The organism is Legionella bozemanae (assembly GCF_900450575.1).
Taxonomy (GTDB): Bacteria; Pseudomonadota; Gammaproteobacteria; order Legionellales; family Legionellaceae; genus Legionella; species Legionella bozemanae.
Window position 1 is genome coordinate 3,671,745 of record NZ_UGGY01000001.1, and the last position, 25,998, is coordinate 3,697,742.

Here is a 25,998-nt window from a genome sequence, read left to right on the forward strand (position 1 = left end):
TGCCATAACCTGAACTCGGCGTAAGAATCAAGACCAGCGCCGATTCGTACGTCGAGTCAAAGTTCCTATAGTAACCGCCTGGTATTTAAGCTATTATTGGTTTTTTTATATTGGAACATTTTTTTACCATGCACAGCGTTATTGTCATTCCTGCCCGTTACGCTTCAACTCGTTTACCAGGAAAGCCTTTGGCAATGATTCGTGGTCAAACTATGTTACACCGTGTGGTTCGTCTATCACGTGCTGCAGCTGAAGGATTAAAAAATGTTTCTGTACTCGTTGCCACCGATGATGAGCGAATTGTCCAACATTGCGATGAAATAGGTGTTGCATCAATCATGACCTCGCCAGAGGCGCCCAGCGGAACGGATCGTGTCGCTGAAGCAATACGCTCTATGAGAAGCAAGCCGGATTTCATTTTAAACATGCAAGGCGATGCTCCGTTGACACCACCAGATTTTTTACGTGCATTAATTGATGCTTTCGCTGCCTCTCCTTGTGATGCAGTAACCCCTGTAACCCAGTTAACCTGGAAACAGCTGGATGTACTGCGCCAAAATAAATTGGCTACCCCCTTTAGTGGTACTACGGCCGTATTCAATGAAAAAACAGGCAATGCTTTTTGGTTCAGCAAAAATATTATTCCTGCCATTCGCAAAGAAGATGAATTACGTCAGAAAAGTGATAAAAGTCCGGTATTTCGTCATATTGGTTTATATGGCTATTCAATGGACATGCTCGAAAAATACATTACCCTGCCAGAAAGCACCTTTGAAAAAATGGAAGGATTGGAGCAATTACGCATCCTCGAAAACGGTTATACCCTTCGTTGTATTCCTGTTGACTATAAAGGTCGAGCCAGTATGTCAGGTATTGATAGCCCAGAAGATGTAGTTCGTGCTGAAACGTTGATTGCCCAATACGGTGAATTATTAGAGAGTCTGTAACGATGAGAACACGATTACTTGTTGCACGCCATGGAAATACTTTTGCACCTGGTGAGGTGGTTAGAAGAGTAGGAACTACCGATTTGCCCTTGGTCAATAGTGGTTTGCATCAGGGACGTATACTAGGTACCTATCTGCAAAAGAATGATCTTATGCCTGATGTCATCTTCACTTCGAAGCTCAAACGAGCCATACAAACTGCAAAAGAAGCACAAAGTGCTATGGGAATAAATTTACCAATTGAAACACTGGCTATCTTCAATGAAATTGATTATGGGCCTGATGAAAATCAACCTGAAGAGCGTGTCGTTGCACGCATTGGCAAAGAAGCGATTAATGCCTGGGAAACCCATGCCATAGTACCTGCTGGTTGGAATGTCGACCCTGCAGCGCTTATTAATAATTGGATGGATTTTTCTACTCGTCTGCGTCAAGAGTACCCTGGAAAAACATGTCTGGTGGTCACAAGTAATGGGATCGCCCGTTTTTCGCCTTATTTGACTGGTGATTTCACAACATTCAGCGCCCAATATGAGATCAAAATAGCGACAGGAGCACTGTGTGTCTTTGAAAATGAAGAGCCTTCAGAGGTATGGCAATGCCGTGCATGGAATGTGAAGCCTGCATTACAACCGTAATGTAGGCCTGGGTGCTGCGTGCGCAGCGGAACCCGGGAATGAATTCTTCCGCTGCACTCAGGCTACATTTCTATTTATTACATGTTATCAAAATAATTTTTTAACGTTTGCTGCACATCTAAATTGAGCTCACCAGAATTAGGATCAATCGCGCTTACCGTATCCCCAAGATAACCAATTGCCCAGAAGAAGATGTTGTTTGTTTCCATATTCGCCTGTAAATAAGGCATTAGCGAATTGATAAAAAATGCTTTTCCTTTTGCAGTTTTCCATGAGGCCTCGCCAAGCACAACAGGATAGCCTGCTTTATATAAAAATCCCCATGACCAGTCGAAACGTAATTGACTTGGCATCCCAGGCGCGGTTTCCCAACCAGCAACTTCAGCAGGGTATACATGCGGCGAAAAAACCAAATGGCTGTTTTGAGCCTGTTCATCACCCAATAACCATTGTAACGCCGGCTGATTTATTCCTTGACTGATTAACTGATTCTTAAATTTATCTTTATCAAATACAGCGATTCCGTTTTTAGCCTGTTTTTCATTTAGTAAAGGCTTAAAGTCCTCTCCCCAATTCCCTTTAAAAAACATACGTTCTAAATTGCCACATAAGGAGGGATCAGGAGAATGGCTGTATCCGTTGTCATTGACTACTTGGGATTTAGGGACACAAATTACTGGATTATTTGCATCATCATTTCCTGAATCAGGACCTTCTACAAATAACAGTAATTTAGGATTGTTTTTCTGCACTGCATTAGCAGCAGTTGCTATAACTTTTGTCCACGGTACTTGGGAGTCATGTGTTTTAAACCAATTTAAACGATAAGGCTCATTAAAAATATCAATGCCCAATACATTATCTAAATTGCGATTTTTAATTTCTGTTGCTAAGAGAGAAATATCATTTCCATAGCGTTGCATATCATAAACAGTACCATCTCGCATCGCATCACCATACCCATGACGATGATGGATATCAATCATTACTTTGATATTCTTCTTTTTTAATTCTTGTAACACAATCCAAAGTGCTTGTTTTGGACTGACTGCTTTGTCGCAAGCAGTACCATTACTTTGCCATGTTTTACAAAAGATACCATTACCTGCATTTGGGAAAGATTTGTCAGAAAGCCACTTATTTAAATCGACCTCATGTTGATCATCATAAAGCACCTCCGGTTGGATAGGCAATCGTAAGGTTTTAAAACTTACTGATGAATTCTTGTCTACCCCTGAACTGGGAAAATCCCATGGATGACTAATCAAATCCATCATGCCATAGGCTCTTGGATTGGAACTCAAAGATGGAATTGCATAAAAAGGATTGCTCTGTAAGCCTTGCAAAACATTCGTGTCTTGAAATCCAGACCATGATAGACCATCTATATGGACAATCTGCCCTTCATCATTGTAAATTTTACTTTCTCGGGTTTGATAGCCGTGTGCATCCAATGCAAGCATTAATAATAACCAACATCCTAATACTCTCATTTTTTTCATTCATGTACCTCCAGACTGCATAGACAACGTTCAAAAGTGGGCGTCATTTAACCACTTATGAATGACCTCAGGCTAAATATTGAATGAATTTTACAAAAATATAACAAATCAAGTGATTTAATTGGCGCAAAAAACAAACATCATAATGACCTGGGCGAATCGTAACCCGAGGTTCGTAAGCACACGCTCGAATCCCCAGGTTACAATTAATTAAAGAAAAATCTTTATCCTACGCTTGCAAAACGACGATCATTTTCATGAATTGATCTTTTAACCAACTCATCCATCTCTTCATTGGGTTCGCAGGGTTGATAAACAACTTTTAGGGGAGAAATATCCACAGTTGATTGGGCACTATCATTTTGCAAATAACCATCAAGGTTTCTAAAAGTAAGGTATTTATCTGTAGCAAACTCTTGGCATTGGGCCATGGTTTCATCTTGGCATATTGAAAATTTAATTAAATGTTCCACATGAAACGGTTCACGGCTTTTTGAAAACACATATTGCATATCGTACAGAACGCTATCAGCGCCAGCACAAAAATAAGAACCGGATTGAAATTTATTATTCTCAAATACATCACTACGAATGAGGCGACCTTCACCAGGTTGCAAGCCAGCAAGAGACACTTTGTGAGTTGCTATTTCTTTAGGATTGTCTGCAAAAGCATAACCAGTTAAAACCACACCTAATAGTAATGAGGCTATTTTCATCATTCTGTTTTAACTCCTAATGTGAAATAAATATTCCCTGTAATAGTTATTATCCCTAAACCACTGCAAAGAACAATAAAAGTAAGAAATTATCTAAATAAAGTGATAACTCTAATTAATTTCAGTCCGACATTATACCCTATTTCATACGAATAGTGTAAAAATTTATAAATTAATTCTCATTTTGATCGAAAATCTTCTAATAATTCGACATCAATCGGAATAAAAAAGAAGAGAACAATCAATGAAATGAATTAAAAATACCTTTTATTTCACGATCAAAAAGGTGTGTTTTTTTTGATCTTTCTGCTTTTTTATTAATCAAGCTTTAATTATTTGTTATCCTTGCCCAACTAAAAAATAAATATATCTTTTTACTGAATGGCTAAAACTTTAACTAAAAAGTTCAGAACTTCATTAGTATGTTATTTGAACAACCCTATGATGTGAAGAATAAAAAATTACTATCAGAATCTGCTTTTGCAATATATGAAAATGTAGTGAAACCTACCAAAGAAAAAGCAGGTTTTTCCAAGAAGTTTCTTTTACATCACAAAATACATTGTCAAACTTTACTATTCCATCTGCCGAAGTTGAAAATATTCATGACGAATTAGAAGAGGATATGAGCCGCTCAAATTTTCGATCTTTAAATGGATAGACTTCATGAGCACTTTTCTTAACTCCTTGAGAGCTAAAACCAAAAATGGGGACAATCTCATGATTAAAGCGATCCAACAATGAACTTTATAATCTAATTATACATATCAAATCTTATTCTTTACTTAACCATTTAAGCTCTTTCAGTGGTCAACTAGTTACCATAATGATAAGTAGATAAATAACTAATTGATTTTAGGATAAAAAAACTTTGCTATTAAAAAAAAATGGGTTATAACTCTCTTACCTGAATCATGGAATGACAGGGATCTAAGATGGGGCAGCATGATGCTGAATAATTATTTTTTCATGGAGTGAGAAAATGAACAGTAAAGTATTTTCGCAGCGCTTCAATCGCGAGTTAGCTTCATTGGGCTTTCCAGAAGAGTTAACTGAGAAAATCAAAGCAGTATCCAAAGTATTTGGTGTTTCACGTCATTTAGCAAACGCGTTAATTTTTGGCCACATACTTCCAGTAACTGAACAACTTAATAAGATTGCCGAAATTTTAGAAGTTTGTCCGCAATGGTTAGGTGGGGCAACTGACCGAAAGAAGACTTATCCAACCCGTGAAACAGCAGATAGTGTATAATAGTTAAAGTTGAGATAATTATTATATGTTGTAAAATGCTGTATCTGACTTTAATTATCGATTATCAGATACAGCAGAACATGTATCTATTTTCATCATAAAAAGCTTTTATTCGCGGATTACTACCATCATGGAATGCTTAAGTTTTTGTATTGCCAAATCAATTGATTTAACACGCGTAGACAATTATTTTAAAAATGCTTCGACTGATTTTACTTCACTGAAAACTCGGGATGTACTCAAGTTAAGCCTGAATCACAACAAAGATCATACCATATTCATTTTTAAAAATGGTACAGTGGTTTCCTGGGGAATCAAAAGATATCAAATTAATGATTATCTGAATACCATCAAACTCTTAATTGATAAACCCGTTGCCCTTTTGGTGCATGATGAATTCCATTATCAGCTCGATAATAAAACGACTATAGAACCCCATGATTTTTTCGATGTAGACTGCTTGACTATAGAAGATGAAAGTGACGAGCTCAAACTCAGTTTATCTTATGGGTTTTCTCAATCAGTCAAGTTACAATATTTTGAAACCATTATTGATGCGCTGATTGATAAATACAATCCTATGATCCAAAAATTGTCGCATACAGGCGAGATGGAAATTAGCCGTACGCAAATACAGCAGATTATTGGAGAAATCCTTGGAGCAAAAAGTGAAATGAATTTAATTAGTAATTTCCTTTATCATCCAAAATATTTTTGGCAACATCCAACTTTAGAAGAGCACTTCACGATGTTGGAACGTTACCTGCATATCCAAAGGCGCGTCAATGCGATTAATCATCGCTTGGATACGCTTAATGAAATCTTTGATATGTTTAATGGTTACTTGGATAATCGGCACGGTCATAATTTAGAGATTATCATTATCGTATTAATTATTTTGGAAATTGTAGTTGCTGTTTTAAACTTGCATTTTTAATAAATTCATTTTAATAAAAGCAAATTAACGTAAAACAAGCTATTCTTAAAAAAAACGAATCATATTTATTAATATCAATTATGCTTAGTAAAACTACCCAACTCACTGAGGAACAACTCAAAGAACTAGAAGAATTAAAAGCTGTCTGTAAAAAGAAAGATGGCAGCGTACCTAATTTATATACCCACTTACTCATCCAAAAAAGAAATTTACCTACAGTCTTAAGGTATCATGACAAACAACGATTAGTGGGATTTTTAAGTGTTTTTTTCTTTTATGAGGATGCAGTTGAAATTTCATTGCTTGTTCACCCAGATTATCGCCGCAAAGGTATTGCCAAAAAAATGCTTCGCAATATTTTACCTCTGGTAAAAGAGCAAGGCTATTTTAAATTAATTTTTTCTAGTCCTTACCTTTTAAATAGTCAATGGCTACCTGAACTCGGTTTTTCTTACATGCATAGTGAATACTATATGGAGCGGCATGATTTAACACCCTTACTGGACTACCAAAAAAATCTGACATACCGCACTGCAACAGAAAAGGATATTCCACTGCTTTGTGTTCTGGATGAGGCATGTTTCTTTAAAACGGAAGTAGAATTAGTTCCACGTTTTGAACACATACTGAGTGATAGAACATATCAAATAATCCTTGCATTTGAGGATAATCACCTTGTAGGAAAAGCACATATACGTTGGGAAAAAAATGGTGCAACACTTTCTGATATTGCCGTTTTGCCAATCCGGCAGGGAAAAGGTTTGGGAACAGCATTAATTTCACACTGTATTAATTATGCTTTAAGTGAAGGCAAACCTCACCTCAATCTTGATGTAGAAACGCATAATCAAAAAGCACTTAATCTCTATACTCGGCTTGGTTTTCTAACTGAAAATTCGTGTGATTACTGGGCAGTTGATTTCTATGAATTACAAAAACGAGTTATCGCCAAAAAAAGACGTTAACTTGCATACCTAAAGACAAACCCTTATATACCCAGGCGCGCAGAAAAATTTGCTCTGGATACATTTAGAAAACGGGGTTATCTCGGCTGCCTTAGACCGCTCTTTTTTGTAAAATAAAACCCTGTTCATATAGAGCTTGACAGAATTTAAACCCCCACTTTAGTATTGTCCTAAAAACTGAAACAACTATTTGCTGCAAAATTGTTTTCAACGTACATAGAACGTTTCATACTAAAAATAAAAAGGATCATAATGAAAAAAAGGGTTGTTATAACCGGCATGGAAATAACCTCTTCCATAGGAACAGGCTTAAGCAAATTCTGGGAGGCGGCAAAACAGGGACAATGCGGAATAAAACGCATTCAAAGCTATGATCCTTCATTGTATCCCACCCAAATAGCAGGCGAAGTGACTGATTTTTCCCTGGAACATCTTCCCGAGTTTAACAAGAATAAACGCTATCCACGAGTTGCCCAATTCGCGCTCTATTGCGCACATCATGCAATAGAACAATCCCAACTCACCCCCCATGAACTTAGCAAAGCAGGGACTTTCATCGGTACCGGGATGGGAGGATACCCCGAATCAGAAGCAAGCTATAAATTCTTCTTCGCTGACAATTGGAAAAAAATGCAGCCCCTGACTGTGATCAGAGGAATGTCCAATTCCATTGCAAATTTTATCGCGATAGCATTCGGCCTCAGTGGGCCTAATTCCACTATTTCTAATGCATGTGTTTCATCCGCCGATGCCATAGGGGCAGCTTACCAGCAAATCGCTAACGGCAGAATTTCCACTGCGATCTGTGGAGGCACTGAAGCACCACTTTGGGAATCAATGATGTCTGCATGGTGTAAATTAAAGGTGATGTCCACTAATAATGAAGAACCAACAAAAGCCTGTCGCCCATTTGATCTAAATCGTGAAGGGATGGTAATGGCAGAAGGTGCCGGAGTTTTAATTCTTGAAGAACTACATCAAGCCAGAGCACGAGGAGCTACTATTTTCGCAGAAATTATTGGTTTTGGTTCCAGCTGTGACGCATTTCATATTACCGCACCTTCTTCCGAAGGACAGCAACGCGCGATTCAAGGCGCATTGGATGATGCAAAATTATCACCGCGAGATATTCAGTATCTCAAAGCGCATGGGACTGGAACGCCATTAAATGATATGGTCGAAACACAAACGATTAAATCACTATTTGGTGAAAGAGCTTATGAGATCCCCATTACGGCACAAAAATCAATGATTGGGCATGCAATAGGTGCATCTGGTGTCATGGAAGTCATTTCCACATCTCTAAGTCTGCAACATGATTTGTTATTACCTACAATTAACTTAGAAACTCCAGATCCTGCCTGTGACTTGGATTATGTAGCTAATGAAGCCCGGAAAAAGACCATTGACATCGTATTGTCCAATCATTTTGCTTTTGGAGGCGCTAACGTTGCTTTGATCTTACGCAGATACATAAGATAAGAAATAGTAGCCCCGCCTGCAAGCAGGCGGGGCTACTAAGCTGTTAAACCTGAGCCATCCTCATGCAAATTTGGCATGGTTCTCTCAGGACTTGTTCGCGGGATCCAGGAAGTTTGCAATAAAACTGGATCCCACAGACAAGCCGCAGGACGTAGTTAACAAATAGAATATTTATTGAAAATCGCTTAATACACATCAAGATTTCTTATGAAAAACTGGCGATCTCTCTGGCGGTTAAGCCCCGCAATTGTCAAATTGAAAGAAAAAACCACGTTGTGAAGTAAACCGTGCCAGAAGGATAGAGATATTGATCTTTCCCTGGATGAGACCATGCAGGTCCTACGCTTACAGTAATAATTGACGACCAAACCTGAGGTAAAACAGGAGCAAATGGGTCATCGGTAGTATATCCTTATTACTGTAACCAGTCCGCAAAATCCTAAGACTGCTATTATTTTTTCAATATACCTATCCATTTGCTTTTTAACCATAAAATCCCAAGAATTCAGCCAATTTTATCCGGTATGTAGACATACTTACTTTTCTATACTTCACCTACCGTTGCATTTATCATCTAGATACTTTAATTTTTGTCTTGACGCATCACTGATTCATGATGATAAAAAATACACTTATCACTCAAAAGAAATCCCATTTTTTGTTATTAAATATATTTAGGAATGCAAGTGAAAACGAAACTGGGTCTTTTTGGCACAAACATTGAACTGAAAGAAATAAGAACTCAAGAAGAAAAGAGAATCCCATCGTTCAAGGTTATTTTTGTCGGAGACGTTTGCGGTAAAACCTCCCTGTTAAAAACGCTTACTTCGGGAAAATACCCCACGAATATTAGGGCCACAACAGGTGTGAATTTTTATCATAAGGTGATTGAATTCAAGGAAAATAAAATAAATCTTCACATATGGGATATTCCCGGAACAGCACGTTATGGAAATTTATGCAGGTTTTATTTTAAAGAAACAGACATTGCAATTATAGGTTTTGATTTGACTAGAAAAGTAACGTTTCATGGTGCTATGAAGTGGCTGGAAGAAATGAATCATCATTTAGATAGAAACTGCTTGGGGAAAATTATTTTAGTTGGGCTAAAAAGTGATGCAGAACCTGACGAAGAATTAGAGATTAAAGCACTGAATCGCTTTGTTAAGAATAATAATTTATTTTATATGACTGCAAGTGCAAAAGCAGGAGAAAATATAGAAGAGTTATTCCTGCAAGCAGTTACATTAAAAGTGGAATCATCATATCTTAAAGAAGAACCATTAATAACGCATCAAGTTGACGATTATCAATCCGATAGTAGATGCGTTATTTTATAGATACTGAATCAAAAACCTCTGCCGATAGTGTTAGCCAGAGATACTTTTAACTCATCTTTTATAAAGACCTCCAAGCAAAAAGGAAGCTATTTAAACCATAGCATTGGAGGTTTCTTGGGTATATAATCAGCTATTTTATAAAAAAAGGCCAATAAATGAGTTATTCACTAGGTGATATAGCAAATAAGGTACAAGGGGTAGTCATAGGGGATGACTCAATAAAAATTTCGTTCTTATCACCTATTGATGAGATTATGCCGGGAAGTCTGGTGTTTGCTGACAGCAATGAAAAGGTAAAATTAGCAGAAGCATCACAAGCAGCGGCCATCTTAGTCAATGAACAAACCTCTGTTGCAAAAAAACCATTCATCCAGGTAAAACATCCATTCAAAGCCTTTATTACTCTGATGCATTTTTTCCATCCCCCGCAAAAAATCATCCCTAATATTCATCCTACTGCAGTCATTGGCGAAGGAGTGACATTGGGAAAGGAAGTATTTATAGGACCTTATGTGGTGATTGAAGCAAACAGTAGTATTGGCGATAACTGTGTCCTAAAAAGTCATATTCATATTGGTCGTGAAGTGGCCGTGGGGGATAATACTACCATCCACTCCCATGTTACTGTGTACGATAAGTGTCAAATTGGTTCTCGAGTCATCATTCATGCCTCTACAGTTATTGGCTCCGATGGTTTTGGTTATACCTTTGTTGATGGCAAACATCTCAAAGTTCCCCATGTTGGGCGTGTCATTATTGAGGATGATGTAGAAATAGGTGCAAATACCGCTATAGATCGCGCCACGATGGGAGCAACTGTTATTGGTGAAGGGACTAAAATTGATAACCTCGTCCAAGTAGCACATTCTGTAAAATTAGGTAAGCATAATATTCTATGTGGTTTTACTGGCATCGCAGGAAGCACCACTTCAGGCAATCATGTTATTTTTGCTGCCAATGTTGGGGTTAGTGATCACGTACGCATTGATGATGGGGTGGTATTAGGCGCTCGCACAGGAGTACCGCCAAACAAACATCTGAAAGAAGGAAACATTTATTTAGGAAATCCGGCTCGTCCTAAAGATCTTGCGATTCAACATGAACTCGGTGTCAATCGAATTCCTTTAATACGCAAAAACATTAAGGCTCTTTCCGAACAAGTCGAATTATTGAAAAAGCAACTTGCCAAAGAAGAGGCAGAATAACTATGACACCCCCCTTGATTCTCATTGACGGCTCATCCTATTTTTTTCGTGCATTTCATGCATTACCGCCTTTGACTAATTCAAAAGGGCAACCCACAGGAGCCATCTATGGGGTAGCCAATATGATTAAAAAGCTCATTAAAGATTATCAGCCAGAGGAGCTGGCAGTAGTCTTTGATGCCAAGGGAAAAACATTCAGGGATGAATGGTATCCAGAGTATAAAGCACATAGACCGCCCATGCCCCAAGAACTAAGTACCCAATTTGCGCCCTTAATCCAGCTACTGGAAGCTATGGGACTTCCTATACTGATTATCGAGGGAGTCGAAGCAGATGATGTAATCGGTACCCTAGCAAAGCAGGCTACTGAACAGGGAATCCCTGTAGTGATCTCTACAGGCGATAAAGATATGGCACAACTCGTCAATGAACATATTACGTTAATCAATACCATGAGTAATACTATCTTGGATATTGAAGGCGTCAAAGTGAAATTTGGGATAGAACCCTCACAAGTAATTGATTATCTTACACTTATTGGAGACAGTGTCGATAATATTCCCGGGGTAACTAAATGTGGGCCCAAAACAGCAGTCAAATGGCTTACGGAATATCAAACTCTGGATAATCTGATTCAGCATGCGGATGAGATTGGCGGCAAAATTGGGGAGAATTTGCGTACAAGTATCCCGCAACTGCCATTATCCAAAAAATTGGTAACGATCAAAACCGATGTTGATTTACCCTTAAGTTGGGGCGAATTAAAACCTAATCCAATGAATAAAGAACGACTCATTGAACTAACCCGTGAATTTGAATTTAAAAACTGGCTCAAAGAACTTTTGGGAGAAGAAGGAAGTGCCTCTGCAAGTAAGCCCGTTATTTCCAGCATTCCTTTTGAATTGATTACCACCAACCAGCAATTAAACCATTTGCTCAATCAATTAGAGCAATGCCAAGTATTCTGCATCGATACAGAAACAACCAGCATCGATATTATGCTCGCAGAACTTGTCGGGATTTCCTTAGCAATTGAAGAAGGAAAAGCAGTGTACATTCCCTTTACACATACTGACGGCACTGTGCAATTGATACGTGAAGAAGTTTTAACTGCTTTAAAACCCATTTTAGAAAATCCGGACATAAAAAAAATCGGTCAAAACCTCAAATACGATTATGCCGTATTGAAAAATCATGGCATTAACCTAAAAGGGATAAGTTATGACACCATGTTAGAGTCTTATGTACTCAACAGTGGTGCAGGACGTCATGACATGGATTCATTGGCCTTAAAATATCTGGGACATAAAACGATTAGCTATGAAGAAGTTGCTGGCAAAGGAGCAAAACAACTGCGTTTTGATCAGATCCCGGTGGATAAAGCAGCAGCTTATGCTGCAGAAGATGCAGAGATTACATTGCAACTGCACAATAAGCTTTTTCCTTTAATTCCGGAATCCGTACAAAGTGTCTTTACTGATATAGAAATGCCATTAGTTACCGTTCTTGCAGACATAGAGCGCCGCGGGGTACTCATTGATGCCGTGACTTTGGAGCAGCATGGAAAACGCTTGAAAGAACGCATTCATGCATTGGAGCAAGAAGCATTACAATTGGCTGGCAGACCCTTTAACCTGAACTCGCCCAAACAATTACAAGAAATTCTCTTTGATTCGCACAAACTGCCAATAATCGCAAAAACGCCCACGGGACAACCCTCTACAGCAGAGTCTGTATTACAGGAATTAGCTTATGATTATCACCTTGCTGCAGTGATCCTTGAATACCGCAGTCTTACTAAACTCGTTTCTACCTATATTGACACTCTGCCTAAAAAAATTAATCCAAAAACACTCAGAGTACATACATCTTATAACCAGGCAGTCACGGCAACTGGTAGGCTTTCTTCAAGCGAACCCAATTTACAAAACATTCCCATACGCAGTGAAGAAGGCCGTTTAATTCGCACTGCATTCATAGCTCCTGAGAACTTTCTTATTCTTGCAGCAGATTACTCCCAAATTGAATTGCGGATCATGGCTCATCTGTCACAAGATGAAAATTTGTTAAAAGCCTTTGCCCTGGGCTGGGATATTCATGCAGCAACAGCCAGCGAAATCTTTCAAATTCCCTTGAATGAAGTAAGCAACGAGCAACGCCGCAGAGCTAAAGCAGTCAATTTTGGCCTGATTTATGGAATGTCTTCTTTTGGCCTGGCAAAACAAATTGGTGTGGAACGCCAAGATGCACAATATTACATCGATACCTATTTTCAACGTTACCCTAAAGTTTTGGAATACATGAACCGAACCCGTCAACAGGCTCATCAGCTTGGTTATGTAGAAACTCTATTCGGTAGACGTTTGTATTTACCCGAAATTAATGCACGCAATTTAGTAAGACAAAGGGCAGCAGAACGGACAGCAATTAATGCGCCTATGCAAGGCACTGCAGCAGACATCATTAAAAAAGCCATGATAACTATTGCTAAATGGCAAAATGAACAAAAAAATCCACCAGCAAAAATGATTATGCAAGTTCATGATGAATTGGTTTTTGAAGTCTATGATAAAGAAGTTGAAGCAAGTAAAAAGATGATTCGTGAATTAATGGAACATGCGGTAAAACTTTCCGTCCCGCTTGTAGTCTCTATTGGTATAGGCTCCAATTGGGATGCCGCTCACTAAGCACTTAAAAAGAAACAAGGCTCAAGCCGTTAGTACCTTATTTTATACATGATGCGTTGCCCAATAAATATTCAATGCATCACCATATTCAAGGGGTTTAATGATTTGTCCTCGTACATTTAGATCCTTGATTGCAAGCTTGTCCTCTTTTGTATACGCATTTGTCAAAATGAATACCTCTGTAAAAGCCAATGACGGATCCTTGCGAATAATTCTCAGCAAATCGATCCCATTTACTTTAGGAACATTAATATCAAGGAGAATTACTTTTGGGTGAATTTTATTTTGCCCATCCCGTCCATACAGTTTATTTAAAGCTTCTTCGCCATTTGAAGCAACTTCAATAGCGCACGACTCTTTAACTTTTTTAAATATGCGCCTGACTCCTTCAACATCAACAATATCATCTTCAATATACAAAATATCAACGATATTTTCGTAGGATTCCATAGTCATTCTCCTACCGCGTTCATCTGCTTTTAAATAGATCACAAAAAGTGCGCGGAACTCAGGAAATAGTTTATCTAAAAAGACTTACATTCATTACATTGAATTCATATGTTAATTATAGTATCAATAAAAATCATTTTGTGAAAAAATTAAATTTATTGCCTATAATCTATATTAATCGAACAAAGGAATAAAAAAATGTATGAATTAGATAATACCATTAATTTTATGCTCGTAGATGATGATGAAATTGATATCAAAGACATACAAAGAACTTTTAAAAAAAATAATATCAACAATCCACTTCATGTAGCAACAAATGGAGTAGATGCATTAAATAAGTTATTGGGCATAAATGGAGAAAAAAAATTAAAACCCACGCCCAAAATAATTATTCTGGACATTAATATGCCTAAAATGAATGGCATAGAATTCATGAAAAATATCCGCACAAATAAAAAATTAAAATCACTACTGGTTTTTATTCTCACTACTTCAAATAGTGAGAAAGATAAAATAGATGCATATAACTTAAATGCTGCAGGTTATATTGTAAAACCATTTCAAGTTTCAGAATTTATGGAAATGATTTCATCATTGCATCACTATTGGAATCTACTTGAGTTTCCTAACAAGAATGCAAGTTAGCGCGCTCACAATTTCTTATTGATATTCAATGACTAGAGCGCTTTCTTTTTTTTGATCTGCTTAGGCCAGGTAAATGACATCGTCGTACCATGCCCTACTTGCGACTGAACCATCACTTTCCCACCCTGGGATTCGACAATTTTTTTAACGATACTCAAACCAATACCCGTAGACTCCAACTCATCCCTTGATTTGAGGGTCTGAAAAACAACAAAAATCTTATTAAAAAATTCCGGTGCAATCCCTGGGCCATCATCTTTAATAGTAAACAGGTAAAATGCACCTAATGTATCCACCTCGATTTTGATAGTACCCTTTTCTCGATGATGATGTTTAAAACTATTACCAAGTATATTAGAAAATACTTGAATCAATGGAATTTTAGCGGTTTTAAAAATCGGGAGGCGTTTAGGATATTGTATTTTAAATCGACCTTCAGGATTAAGATTTTCAATGATGTCTTTCAGAATTTCTTTGGTATTCACACGCTCAACATTCAAATCCAAACGACCTGCTCGTGAATATTGTAATATTCCATCAATTAAATTCGCTAAGCGTAAAGTACGTTGACGTAATAAGGCCAAGTGCTCTTTTGATTTATCATCCAACTTATCGGCATTATCCTCCTCAAGCCAGGTAGCTAATCGTTCAATAGCCCGTAAAGGAGCTTTTAAATCATGTGATGCAATGTAAGCAAATTGCTCCAACTCTTCATTCGTCTTAAGAAGTTGATCTTCAATTCGCTTCGCTTCTGTAATATCTTTGGAAATCATCACGTAGCCAACAGGAACACCCTTATCATCCCGCCGTAATGTTAGAGTGACGGCAGCAATAAAACGCGAGCGGTCTTTACGAACACGCTCGAACACTTCTTCTGCGTTTCCTTTTTCTAATGCTCTGTTCATAAACTCCTGAGCTGCTCCGGATTTAATGTCTTCTCGTGTATGGAGTACAAAAATATTTTTTTTATTCACCATCTCGGGGGCAGTGTACCCATAATTCCGGTACGCTCCTTCATTCCATAAGATTATTTTTCCCTTCAAGTCAATGCCTACGATAGAATATTCGATAGAGCTGTCCAGAATATTTTGTAGCATACTTTTTGTATAAAATGTTTCTTCTGTTTTAATAGTTTGTACCTCCTGGTCGAACAAACTCTTTTTTGACTGTGTTTTTCTCTGGTGTTTTTTAGCTTCTTTTAATTGTTGCGCAGAGGGACCAGGATTATCTGCTTTTTCGCTAATTTTTTTATTTTTACGTACTTGTTTGTGATCTGAGAGACTCTGTGTCCGGTCATAGTCCATCATCATGGTTTCCTTAAAAAAAGATCATTGATAACGTCACAGAAATAGGATAACTCTAATTATAGCGCGTGTTTCAGATGCTTGCTGATTTTACGTTGATACCGGCTCTAAGATATAGATTATCAAGCCAGATGATGCAATCAAAGATGATAGCTGGCTTGTCTTTTAGAACGAGTTATATGTGAAAAAGCTTGTTTTTCATCGACCGATTCATCGAAATAATACGCCCAAGCTTTTTGAATGCATTCTGAACTTACGGTTTTAGTCCAAGTATTGTACTCGTTTACTAAACGATTATATTGCATCAAAACTTTAGCAAAAGCACCACGCATAAATTCGGAATCTGACCAGGTAATAAGAGGAAGATGAGGATATTTTTGCAGTATGATTGCTGCAAGTTGTGGCCCATGAGTAGAAAATTCGTCAATCAAATTCAACTCACCATCAATGATAACCAGATCCGGGACATGGGTATCTATAAAAGACAGAGCGTCCTGACTATTATTTACAACATCTATTGCTACTGAAGCAATAACTGATTCTAATAGTCGAGACAAGCAAAATGCATTAAAAGCGTTGTCTTCAATAATTAATACACGCATCGCGTCCGGGCTCCCTGTTAGTTCATCATTAAGTATAAAGATCAAACCTTAAGGAAGAATTAAGAAATTATTTTTTGGAAAAATTATTTCTGTTAAAAATAGATAATATAGTCTAAATTAGACTAATATATATAAATTAACTTTAATTAACGTTGTTTCAATATGAAGAAGGCAATTAAAAATTTTTTACCCACAGCGGAGGCAATCCAACGCTTGTTGTACCCTTATGCAGAAATTATTGTGCATGATGTAACACAAAATAAAATTGCGGCTATTTACAATCCATTTTCCAAACGTCGAGTAGGCGATCCATCCCTACTGGAGCAAGATGGGCTGCAACTACTGAATGATTGTGTTGGCCCCTACGAAAAAACAAATTGGAATGGAAACAAAATCAAATCCGTCAGCAGTATGATTCGTGATGAAAATCATAATGTAGTGGGCATGTTGTGCATTAATCTTGATGTTTCAGTAATGGAAAAGTTTAATGAGTTTTTGCAACAATTTCTTCAGTGCGCCCAATTCATAGCAAAGCCAGAGCCTCTATTTAAAGATGATTGGCAAGAGCGCATTAATACCTACATCCATCATTACTTAAATGAACATCAATTACTACTTGATTCATTAAATCGAAAAGAAAAAAAAGCCCTAATAGATCACCTGTATGCAATCGGCGCTTTTTCCGGGAAAAATGCAGCACACTATATTGCGCAAATTCTCAATGTGTCACGAGCCACTATTTATAATTATCTACATCAGTCCTCAGGAGAAAAATGAATGTTTGATGTAAAAACTGCAGTACTTAAAGCTGAAAATAGAATTCGTAGCCATATTCGTGAAACACCTTTGGATTTCTCTGTACCGCTAAGCAAGCTTACCCATGTGAATCTTTATTTAAAATGTGAAAACTTACAATATACAAGTTCATTCAAAGTGCGGGGCGCACTTAATGCATTACTCTCCCTAAAAAAAGACCAACAAAATGGCATTGTGGCAGCATCAACAGGAAATCATGGAGCAGCGATTGCCTATGGGCTACATAAATTAAATCTTCCAGGAGTTATTTTTGTACCTGAAAATGTGTCTCCTGTAAAAAAGGAAAATATCAGTTTTTATAATGCGCCACTTAGGCTTTATGGAAAAGATTGCGTCGAAACCGAATTACAGGCAATAGACTATGCAAAACAACACGATATGGTTTACGTATCACCCTATAATAATATGCAAGTCATTGCTGGTCAGGGTACCATTGGTATTGAACTGATGCGCCAAATGGATTCTGTAGATGTTATTTTTATCCCTGTAGGTGGGGGAGGATTAATCAGCGGCATTGCAGGATATATTAAAGCAGTTTCTCCTAGAACAAAAATTATTGGATGTTTACCTGAAAACTCTCCGGTCATGTCAGAATCGATTAAAGCAGGAAAAATTATTTCCATGGAAACCTTGCCCACGTTATCCGATGCTACAGCAGGAGGAATGGAGCCTGATTCAATAACCTTTGATCTGTGTGGCAAGTACGTTGATGATTTTGTTTTAGTCTCTGAAAACGAAATTCGCTCCGCGCTACTTACCGTATTGAAAATCCAGCATCTATTAATCGAAGGCGCTGCTGGCGTAGCGCTGGCTGCATTTTTAAAATGTGCTGAATATTACCAAGGAAAAAATACAGTAGTTGTTTTAAGTGGCGCTAATATTAGCCTGGAAACATTAAGAAATGTAATCCAGTAATTAAAATAATCACATTCAGTCATTATTGAGTCTTGGCCGGACGGGCCATAGTTGAGCGCAGGCTGTGAGAAAGTTTTTCTAAACAAGCGCAGCATACATCAGTATGTGGTGACATTGATTAGGGAAATTTTCTCGCAAGATGCGCCAAATATGACCGTTCCTCGAAAGGATCTAACGCCCGCCGCCATCTCCACCATAGCCTTTTTCATTATTTGAAGAAATCGGTGGCTGATCGACATTGCAGGAGCTGACAAATACGGCGAATCCTGCCAAACAACAAGCAAGAATAACTCTTTTCAATTGTTTCATAGTTAACATGGGCTTTCCTTATATAATTAACTCCATAATATCTACCTATTTATTTGTTATATTATAATCTGTAATTATCTCTTTGATTACATTCCAGGACTTTTCGACATCCAATGGATTGGTGCCTGGTAATTTTGCACATACAATCAACGCCTTCCATAACGCCCATCCGCGAGCACGCGCCCATGTTGCCGTATCCAGTTGAAGCACCTTACGAAACGTATTGCGACTTTCCTCTTTAAAAAAAGTCCAAGCAATTACCAGGTCACATGCAGGATCACCAATCGCCAATTGACCAAAATCAATCACAGCACAGAGACAGCCTTCTTTAACTAATAAATTGCCTACAGCAATATCTCCATGAATCCAAACGGGCTTACCTTGCCAAGACTCGCTTAGTGCCTCAGACCATATGGAAGAAAAAATCTCGGTGTCAGTATGTCTGTCTAAAATTTTAATTGCTTCTTGCACCTCAGCATCATAAGTTGACAGTGCTCCCCCACGATAGAAACTGTGCTCACCCGCTACTGGCCCCCCTTCAGCATCAATTTTTTGTAATTCCAACAAAAATTGGGCTAAATCAGCGGCAAATAATTCCATATCCTTAATTCGCTCAATTGATGCTGTTTGTCCTTCAATCCATCGATAAATTGACCAAGGCCATGGATAATCTGCTACAGGTTCACCTTTGGCTAAAGGTGTAGGAATTGGTAAAGATAAATGGGGCGCAAGATAAGGTAACCAAAGCTGCTCTTTTTCTACTTGCAAGGCATAAAATGATGCGCTTGGAAGCCGGACGGTCATTTCAGTGCCTAAATGAAAGGTTCTGTTATCCCAACCACTGAACGCTACAGGCTTAATAGGTAAATCAGACCATTGCGGGAATTGTGCATCAATTAATCTGCGTACAAGTGAAACATCAATAGGTACCGTCATAGCTCTCCCCGAAAATTTGCTGAATCGGGCTAATTTTTACCGCACACACTTTATGCGTTTTGCAAAAAATTTACACCTCAACATCATGTGCCAATAAACGTCTGTTTGCACGGAAATACGTTGCAGGAGAGTGTTCCAATAAATCAGAAAGTTTTTCCATATAAATACAAGCAAAACGATCGACTTGATAGGCAAAATAACTTTCCTCTGCTCCAGCGCGAAAAACACGTTCCCATTTTGGATTAAAATAGCTTTGTTGTTCTTTTAACAATTTAGTCAGTTGGGCATCAATCCTGCTGATTTGTGCTTGCAATTCTTGTATTTCATGACTGTATTGCTTTGAACCTTCATCAATCATCTTAGTGTATAAATTAACATATTGCTTTTCTAAATCCTTTTTTATTTCCATCGCTTCACTGATTTTTTTCTCTATAGGCATTGCCCGGGCTTGTGCGACTATTTCTTCTCCAAGCTCTTCAACAACCAAAGCGGTTCGCCAATTACAATCTTTTTTTAACCTTAAGATATCTCCATAGATGTGATCACCAATATAAAGAATCTCATCACCACGAACATGCAAATCTTCGGTGAATTTTTTGGCATTACCTCCTTGGTATACACCTGGAACTATAGGACCCATTGTATTAGTCATTGTTCCCGTAGCGGGATGAACTGATAAAAAACGCAGATTATCGTAAAAAAAGCGTGGCTTATTGGCCAGGGTAATGACAAATTCAAATAAATTGATCCAGCTTTCACCTCTCTTCAAGAAAGGGTTAATTGCGTATTCCAATAGTAGCTTTGTATAGGAAAAGTCGGAATTGGTTAGAACAAATATTTTTTTGCCATGATGAATGAAATGCTTCAGGCCCTCAACCAGGGCACGCTCTTTAATAACATATGTAGGTAAATTTTTACTAATAATTGTTTTTAAACTACCGTCAGAATGAACTTTATCCACGCAAAATTGTACGTCTTGTGCAATGGTTTGATAACTGGGTATTTCTTCAGGGTACAATGAATCCTTTAAATCAACTAATTGGCCATATAGAACACAGAAAGCGATCGAAAAAGCAGTATCTATAGCCATATAATTCGAATCACTCAAATCAACATAAATACTTCGATAAATTTTTTGCTGTTCAGCAAAATCAATAGGTTTAGTGCCATGATAACTTTGACGAATTGCACCATAACGACTTAACTTTAAAATATTGCCGTTTTTACTATCAATAACCAAACCACGAATCGCATCGTGATAATTAAAATTCAATTTTTTAATTTGTTCAGGATAATGTTTTACCTCTACCAACTGTTCTTTAACAAGTTGGTAAACCAAAGACTCAAAATTCTCAGAATTATAACGAATCAAGGTATGATCCATGTCCAGACCAATCAACTTGATTTTTTTCATATTCAGAATTCTGTTTACATAAACTTTATGTTCATTCATTAGCCTAAAACCTGTTTTGTTAAAGTAAACTGGGTAAAGCGAAACGTCGCTGCTCCCATCCTGCGTTCTGCGGGCTTTCCGCGAAATCCAGGAAGCACAAGACATCACTATATCTCGCGGACAAGTCCTGAGAGCCCCATTTTTTTCACCCTACGTACCGCGCTTTATGCCAGGAGATCTTGTCCATTGAAACAGTCTCAAATTATAGATTTGTTAAAATATTTTCTAGATACCGCGCATAAAGCGCGGTATCTAGGGGATTTATTTCACGCGCTTCACACCATCTTGAGAAGCCAATAAAATTATATCTGCTGTACGGTGTGCAAATATCCCGTTTTCCACAACCCCAGTAATTCGATTAATGCGATCTTCCATGTCCATAGGTTCATTGATTGTTAAATTGAATACATCAAGAATAATATTACCATTATCAGTGATAAAACCCTCTCTATACTCAGGATCACCACCTAACTGAACTAACTTCCGAGCAACCATACTTCGCGCCTGAGGAATTACCTCCACAGCAACAGGAAAATTTCCCAAATGTTTTACAAGCTTTGATTCATCCACGATACAAATAAATTTTTCTGCTACCTGGGCGACAATTTTTTCGCGAGTATGAGCACCTCCACCTCCCTTAATCATTTCACCATGCCCAGTCACTTCATCAGCACCATCAATATAAATCGGTAAATCCTGTACTGAATTTAAATCAACAACAGGAATGCCTTCTTGCCGCAATAAAGCTTCCGTCGCTTTGGAGCTCGATACACATGCATCAATTCTGTGCTTTATAGTAGCCAGTTCTTTAATAAAAAAATTTACTGTAGATCCGGTACCCACACCGACCACCATATCGTCTTCGATGTATTGCAATGCAGCTTTTGCTGCTTTTATTTTTAATTCACTCATTAAGCACCGCTCCCCTTTCTTTGCCTCACAATTTCATATAAAGAAACGCCGGTGGCTACTGAAACGTTTAAACTGGCTACACTGCCTAACATAGGCAAAGAAAATAAACCATCACAATGTTCGCGTGTCAATCGGCGTAGTCCTTCACCTTCTGCTCCCATCACAATGGCAACATTTCCAGTGCAATCCATTTGATATAAGGAGCTGACTGCCTCGCCAGCCGCACCGTAGATCCAGACCCCATGTTCTTTTAAAAGTTCCATACTACGAACTAAATTAGTTACTCTTGCCAAAGGTATCGACTCTGCTGCGCCACATGCCACCTTGCTCACTACAGGAGTAATACTGGCACTCTTGTCTTTAGGGATCACTACAAAATCCACACCGGTTGCATCTGCAGTACGCAAACATGCTCCTAAATTATGGGGGTCGGTGATTCCATCTAGGATAAGAATCAAAGCAGGCTGCTTACTGGACGCCAATAATGCAAGTAAATGGGATTCATTGTAATCGGGCAATGAAGATGCGCTTGCAACAACGCCCTGATGGGCAAAATCTGCAAAGCGCTGGTTCATTTTTTGCGTACTTAATTTTTCAATGTTAATGTGTGCTTGTGTCGCTTTATCAATAATATCCTGCAGCCGCTTATCCATCCGATCTTCACTGATATACAGTTTTTTAGTTACCCGATGCGGGTTGGTTAACAAAGCAAAAACTGCATGGACCCCATAGACATACTGCTCACTCATGACTGACTGCTTCCTCTACGGGCTCAAAATCAATTTTACGTTCATCTAAATCAACCCGGGCGACCAAAACCGTCATCTTGTCTCCTAAATGATACACATGACCACCCCGCGTTCCAGTCAGACGATGTTTTACAGAGTCAAAAGTATAATAATCATTTTTTAAAGAAGTAACATGGACCAAACCTTCAACGTAAATTTCATCCAGTTCAACAAAAATTCCGAAACTGGTTACCGCAGAAATTCGCCCTTTGAAGACCTGACCTAATTTATCTTGCATGTATTCACATTTTAACCAGGTAATCACTTCTCTTGTCGCTTCATCAGCACGGCGCTCAGTCATTGATGAATGTTTCCCTAATCGATTCATATCTTCGTGGGTATAGCTAAATTCATAAACTGGCTGATTATCTAATAAATGCCCTAGGGCCCGATGAATTAACAAATCGGGGTAACGCCTGATGGGCGAAGTAAAATGAGTATAGGCAGAATAGGCAAGGCCAAAATGTCCTTCATTGGCTTCAACATAATGCGCTTGTTTTAGTGAACGGAGCATGACCGTTTCAATGAGATGTTTATCAGGCCGATCTTCGATAGCATTCATAGTGCGCTGAAAATCTTTGGGCCCAGGTTTTTTGCCGCCACCTAATTGCAGCCCTAATTCACCTAAAAACTGTCTTAATGCAGTAATCTTGTCCTCTTCAGGAGCAGCATGCACACGATAAAGGGTAGGAATTTCGGCCTTTTCCAAAAATCGTGCTGTAGCAACATTCGCGGCCAACATGCACTCTTCGATCAGTTTATGCGCATCATTGCGAATCACTGGAACAATGCATTGAATTTTTTTATTTTCATCAAATTCGATGCGCGTTTCTGTAGTCTCGAAATCCATAGCGCCGCGAAGCTTACGGGTAACCAATAAAACGTGATACAAACCATAAAGAGCTTCCAACGTAGGCCATAAAGAAGCATGCTGTTCGTCAGTAGCGCCTTGCTCAAGCCAATTGCCAACCTGAGTATAGGTCAAGCGAGCATGTGAATGAATGACCGCGCGATAAAACCGAGAGCGCGATATTTTACCTTCATTACTGATTGCCATTTCGGCGACCATACACAGGCGATCCACATGCGGATTTAAAGAACACAAGCCATTGGATAAAGCCTCCGGTAACATAGGGATTACTTTTCCAGGAAAATAAACCGAATTACCACGGCGTGCGGCTTCTTTATCCAGTGCAGAATCTTGCTTCACGTAATTACTGACATCCGCAATTGCAACATACAATTGAAAACCGCCCTTTGGCTTTTTATAACAATAAACTGCGTCATCAAAATCTTTGGCATCTTCCCCGTCAATCGTAACAAAAGGAAGACTGCGAAGATCCGTGCGTCCCTTGACTTGGTCTTCGGTAACATGCTGCGGAATTTTTGCAACTTCAAGGCTTACATCCTCCGGCCACTCGAAGGGAATTCCATGTGCATAAAGTGCAACTTGAATTTCCATGCCAGGAGCCATATGTTCGCCTAAAACATGAATCACCTTACCAATAGCTTGTGTTCGTTTACTGGGAAAGGCAATTAATTCGACCAAAACAATTTGACCGTTCTTGGCTCCATTGATCATTTCTTGAGGAATAGAGATATCTTGGGTTAAATGTTTGCTATCAGGCAATACAAAACTGACCCCATGATCAGTAAAAAAGCGCCCCACTACAGTGGCATTGGCATGCTCGATCACCTCATGGATTTTTCCCTCGGGCCTTCCTCGTCTATCCACTCCAACCTGATAGGCAAGAACAACGTCTCCGTGCATCACTGCCCGCATTTCTTTAGCGGACAAAAACATATCCTCTGCACCATCATCAGGAATAAAAAAACCAAACCCGTCGGGATGTGCTTGCACCATGCCGCGTGATAGATTAATTCTTTGCATAAGACAAAATCGGCCGCGTCGATCTTGCATGATTTGTCCATCACGCAGCATGGCCTTCAGCCTAAACCCCATGGATTCTTGCTTGCGTTCATCACCTATATGGAGTTTTTCGAATAATTGATTTCGCGACATAGGCTTACCGTATTCATTAAGAATTTCTATAATGAATTCGCGACTGGGGACAGGATCGGTATATTTTTCACTTTCCCGTTCATAAAAGGGATCTTTTGATTTTTTGCTCAACGCTTATCCTGTTTGTATTTTATTGTTATCATAATTAAGTTATGCATCATTTGCTCAGTTCTACCACTTATCCATGAAAGTAGCAAGATAAGTGGTCAAGCACCAGCAATTTCCGTCAAGAAAAGTGTCAGCAAAGCGTCTGTTCAGGAAGCATTCACAAACTTTAACAGTTATTGCTGGGTATATATCCATTTACTATATCTTCTTTAATCTCTTTTACAGAGAGATTTGTATGAAGCAATGAACCAATCAATATTTTCTGTTTCATCTCGTTATTTATTGAGGGATCACGAGATAATACAGAATAAAGGTTTAACACAAACTGGATTCGTTTTTCCTTATCCTTTTTTGTGTCTGATTTTTGCTCAAAAAACTTCATATGCATTCTACATCCTCCAAAACTGGTAACCGAGATTCCTGTCAACTACTGATTCTTTGGTACAGGAATCACAAATCCTCGTGCACCTACTGCAGCAGTTAATGCAGATAAAGACATATCTTCTGCTGCCCAAAACGTACTGCCTTTACCTTGAGCAGGAATTTTCACCCCTTTCCATTTACACACAGCAATGAGCCCTTCACAAGGTGCTTGTTGTTCGTGGCCAGGCTTGGATTCAATACAATTTAAAACAAATGGGCCTTTATGCAGGGCCAATGCAGACCAATTCCCACCTTGTATCCGTGTTGTCCAGCCGGCACTGGCACTGGGATTAGTAACTGGATGCGTAATCCATACATCTGTAGAAGCGAGATTATGAATAAATATCAAACTGCTTTTTTTAGCCTTTAATGTCACTGACTCCCCTTGAATAGCAACAGCTTGGCATCCAACAGGCAGAGTCGATTCTGCAGCTGCAACATAAAAAGATAACAGTGAAAAACAAAAAAAAGCGACAATTTTCATTACTTTCTCCCAAAATAAGAACTAGAAACCTAGAGCGCCACCCACTAAATTCTATATATCGTTGCAAGCCCGTTCGGCTCAGTGATGGACTTGAGTACACTCCTGCACCTCCCTTACTTGCGCCTTGCCTAGAACTTAGTGGATGACGCTATAATT

Annotated in this window: 25 protein-coding genes; 12 read left to right on the plus strand and 13 right to left on the minus strand. The window is 38.6% G+C overall.

Features of this window, described 5'->3' with window-relative positions:
- Positions 1–128 precede the first annotated feature (128 nt).
- Complete coding sequence (kdsB, locus tag DY223_RS16245) at positions 129–947, plus strand: 3-deoxy-manno-octulosonate cytidylyltransferase (protein WP_058458345.1); 819 nt, start codon at positions 129–131, stop codon at positions 945–947.
- A gap of 2 nt (positions 948–949) precedes the next feature.
- Positions 950–1,585, plus strand: coding sequence for a histidine phosphatase family protein (locus tag DY223_RS16250; RefSeq protein WP_058458344.1), 636 nt, complete (start codon positions 950–952; stop codon positions 1,583–1,585).
- A gap of 77 nt (positions 1,586–1,662) precedes the next feature.
- On the opposite strand, the gene DY223_RS16255 is transcribed toward DY223_RS16250, so the two are convergent.
- Positions 1,663–3,087, minus strand: a complete 1,425-nt coding sequence (locus DY223_RS16255; protein ID WP_058458343.1) for a cellulase family glycosylhydrolase — start codon at positions 3,085–3,087, stop codon at positions 1,663–1,665.
- 224 nt (positions 3,088–3,311) lie between these two features.
- Entirely contained in the window at positions 3,312–3,806 is a 495-nt protein-coding gene (locus tag DY223_RS16260) for a hypothetical protein (protein ID WP_058458342.1), read from the minus strand.
- Between the two features lie 979 nt (positions 3,807–4,785).
- Here DY223_RS16260 and DY223_RS19275 point away from each other — a divergent pair.
- The 7 genes from DY223_RS19275 (at position 4,786) to polA (ending at position 13,671) form a co-directional block, all read left to right on the plus strand.
- Entirely contained in the window at positions 4,786–5,055 is a 270-nt protein-coding gene (locus tag DY223_RS19275; protein ID WP_058458340.1) for a hypothetical protein, read from the plus strand.
- Positions 5,056–5,185: 130 nt separating this feature from the next.
- Positions 5,186–5,992: an RMD1 family protein gene (locus DY223_RS16275; protein WP_058458339.1), complete on the plus strand. Its 807-nt coding sequence runs from the start codon at positions 5,186–5,188 to the stop codon at positions 5,990–5,992.
- An 80-nt stretch (positions 5,993–6,072) separates the two neighbouring features.
- Positions 6,073–6,957 carry a GNAT family N-acetyltransferase gene (locus tag DY223_RS16280; RefSeq protein ID WP_058458338.1) on the plus strand — a complete coding sequence of 295 codons (885 nt, stop codon included), beginning with the start codon at positions 6,073–6,075 and terminating at the stop codon, positions 6,955–6,957.
- A gap of 252 nt (positions 6,958–7,209) precedes the next feature.
- Entirely contained in the window at positions 7,210–8,439 is a 1,230-nt protein-coding gene (locus DY223_RS16285; protein ID WP_058458337.1) for a beta-ketoacyl-[acyl-carrier-protein] synthase family protein, read from the plus strand.
- A 686-nt stretch (positions 8,440–9,125) separates the two neighbouring features.
- The gene (locus tag DY223_RS16290; RefSeq protein WP_058458336.1) at positions 9,126–9,779 is read left to right on the plus strand and encodes a Rab family GTPase; all 654 of its coding nucleotides are present in this window, start codon (positions 9,126–9,128) and stop codon (positions 9,777–9,779) included.
- 155 nt (positions 9,780–9,934) lie between these two features.
- Positions 9,935–10,984 (plus strand): UDP-3-O-(3-hydroxymyristoyl)glucosamine N-acyltransferase, encoded by a 1,050-nt coding sequence (gene lpxD / locus DY223_RS16295; RefSeq protein WP_058458335.1) that lies wholly within the window; start codon positions 9,935–9,937, stop codon positions 10,982–10,984.
- 2 nt (positions 10,985–10,986) lie between these two features.
- Positions 10,987–13,671: a DNA polymerase I gene (gene polA, locus DY223_RS16300; protein WP_058458334.1), complete on the plus strand. Its 2,685-nt coding sequence runs from the start codon at positions 10,987–10,989 to the stop codon at positions 13,669–13,671.
- Positions 13,672–13,713: 42 nt separating this feature from the next.
- Here the strand turns inward: polA and DY223_RS16305 are convergent, their stop codons facing one another.
- Complete coding sequence (locus DY223_RS16305) at positions 13,714–14,121, minus strand: response regulator (RefSeq protein WP_058458333.1); 408 nt, start codon at positions 14,119–14,121, stop codon at positions 13,714–13,716.
- A 198-nt stretch (positions 14,122–14,319) separates the two neighbouring features.
- Here DY223_RS16305 and DY223_RS16310 point away from each other — a divergent pair, with 198 nt between their 5' ends.
- Complete coding sequence (locus DY223_RS16310; RefSeq protein WP_058458332.1) at positions 14,320–14,769, plus strand: response regulator; 450 nt, start codon at positions 14,320–14,322, stop codon at positions 14,767–14,769.
- Positions 14,770–14,801: 32 nt separating this feature from the next.
- On the opposite strand, the gene DY223_RS16315 is transcribed toward DY223_RS16310, so the two are convergent.
- Positions 14,802–16,076 (minus strand): sensor histidine kinase, encoded by a 1,275-nt coding sequence (locus tag DY223_RS16315; RefSeq protein ID WP_115684339.1) that lies wholly within the window; start codon positions 16,074–16,076, stop codon positions 14,802–14,804.
- A gap of 137 nt (positions 16,077–16,213) precedes the next feature.
- Positions 16,214–16,675 carry a response regulator gene (locus tag DY223_RS16320; protein ID WP_058458331.1) on the minus strand — a complete coding sequence of 154 codons (462 nt, stop codon included), beginning with the start codon at positions 16,673–16,675 and terminating at the stop codon, positions 16,214–16,216.
- Between the two features lie 162 nt (positions 16,676–16,837).
- On the opposite strand from DY223_RS16320, the gene DY223_RS16325 reads away from it, so the two are divergent.
- On the plus strand, positions 16,838–17,452 hold the full coding sequence (locus DY223_RS16325) for a helix-turn-helix transcriptional regulator (protein ID WP_058458330.1): 615 nt from the start codon (positions 16,838–16,840) through the stop codon (positions 17,450–17,452).
- Entirely contained in the window at positions 17,453–18,406 is a 954-nt protein-coding gene (locus DY223_RS16330; RefSeq protein ID WP_058460814.1) for a threonine/serine dehydratase, read from the plus strand.
- A 171-nt stretch (positions 18,407–18,577) separates the two neighbouring features.
- Here DY223_RS16330 and DY223_RS19280 read toward each other — a convergent pair whose 3' ends face one another.
- From DY223_RS19280 to DY223_RS16365, 8 genes are all read right to left on the minus strand, one after another.
- The gene (locus DY223_RS19280; RefSeq protein WP_165482461.1) at positions 18,578–18,724 is read right to left on the minus strand and encodes a hypothetical protein; all 147 of its coding nucleotides are present in this window, start codon (positions 18,722–18,724) and stop codon (positions 18,578–18,580) included.
- Positions 18,725–18,760: 36 nt separating this feature from the next.
- On the minus strand, positions 18,761–19,651 hold the full coding sequence (locus DY223_RS16335) for an aminoglycoside phosphotransferase family protein (RefSeq protein ID WP_058460813.1): 891 nt from the start codon (positions 19,649–19,651) through the stop codon (positions 18,761–18,763).
- Positions 19,652–19,721: 70 nt separating this feature from the next.
- Complete coding sequence (locus DY223_RS16340; protein WP_058460812.1) at positions 19,722–21,104, minus strand: HAD-IG family 5'-nucleotidase; 1,383 nt, start codon at positions 21,102–21,104, stop codon at positions 19,722–19,724.
- Between the two features lie 261 nt (positions 21,105–21,365).
- Positions 21,366–22,016 carry a ribose-5-phosphate isomerase RpiA gene (gene rpiA / locus DY223_RS16345; RefSeq protein WP_058460811.1) on the minus strand — a complete coding sequence of 217 codons (651 nt, stop codon included), beginning with the start codon at positions 22,014–22,016 and terminating at the stop codon, positions 21,366–21,368.
- Positions 22,016–22,765: a 23S rRNA (guanosine(2251)-2'-O)-methyltransferase RlmB gene (gene rlmB, locus DY223_RS16350; RefSeq protein WP_058460810.1), complete on the minus strand. Its 750-nt coding sequence runs from the start codon at positions 22,763–22,765 to the stop codon at positions 22,016–22,018. The genes rpiA and rlmB overlap by 1 nt, the downstream gene beginning before the upstream one ends.
- A complete protein-coding gene (rnr, locus tag DY223_RS16355) occupies positions 22,758–24,938 on the minus strand; it encodes a ribonuclease R (RefSeq protein ID WP_058460809.1) in 2,181 nt (726 codons plus the stop codon). The genes rlmB and rnr overlap by 8 nt, the downstream gene beginning before the upstream one ends.
- Before the next feature lie 163 nt (positions 24,939–25,101).
- Entirely contained in the window at positions 25,102–25,323 is a 222-nt protein-coding gene (locus DY223_RS16360) for a hypothetical protein (protein ID WP_058460808.1), read from the minus strand.
- Positions 25,324–25,362: 39 nt separating this feature from the next.
- Positions 25,363–25,842, minus strand: a complete 480-nt coding sequence (locus tag DY223_RS16365; RefSeq protein ID WP_058460807.1) for a hypothetical protein — start codon at positions 25,840–25,842, stop codon at positions 25,363–25,365.
- Between the last annotated feature and the right edge of the window lie 156 nt (positions 25,843–25,998).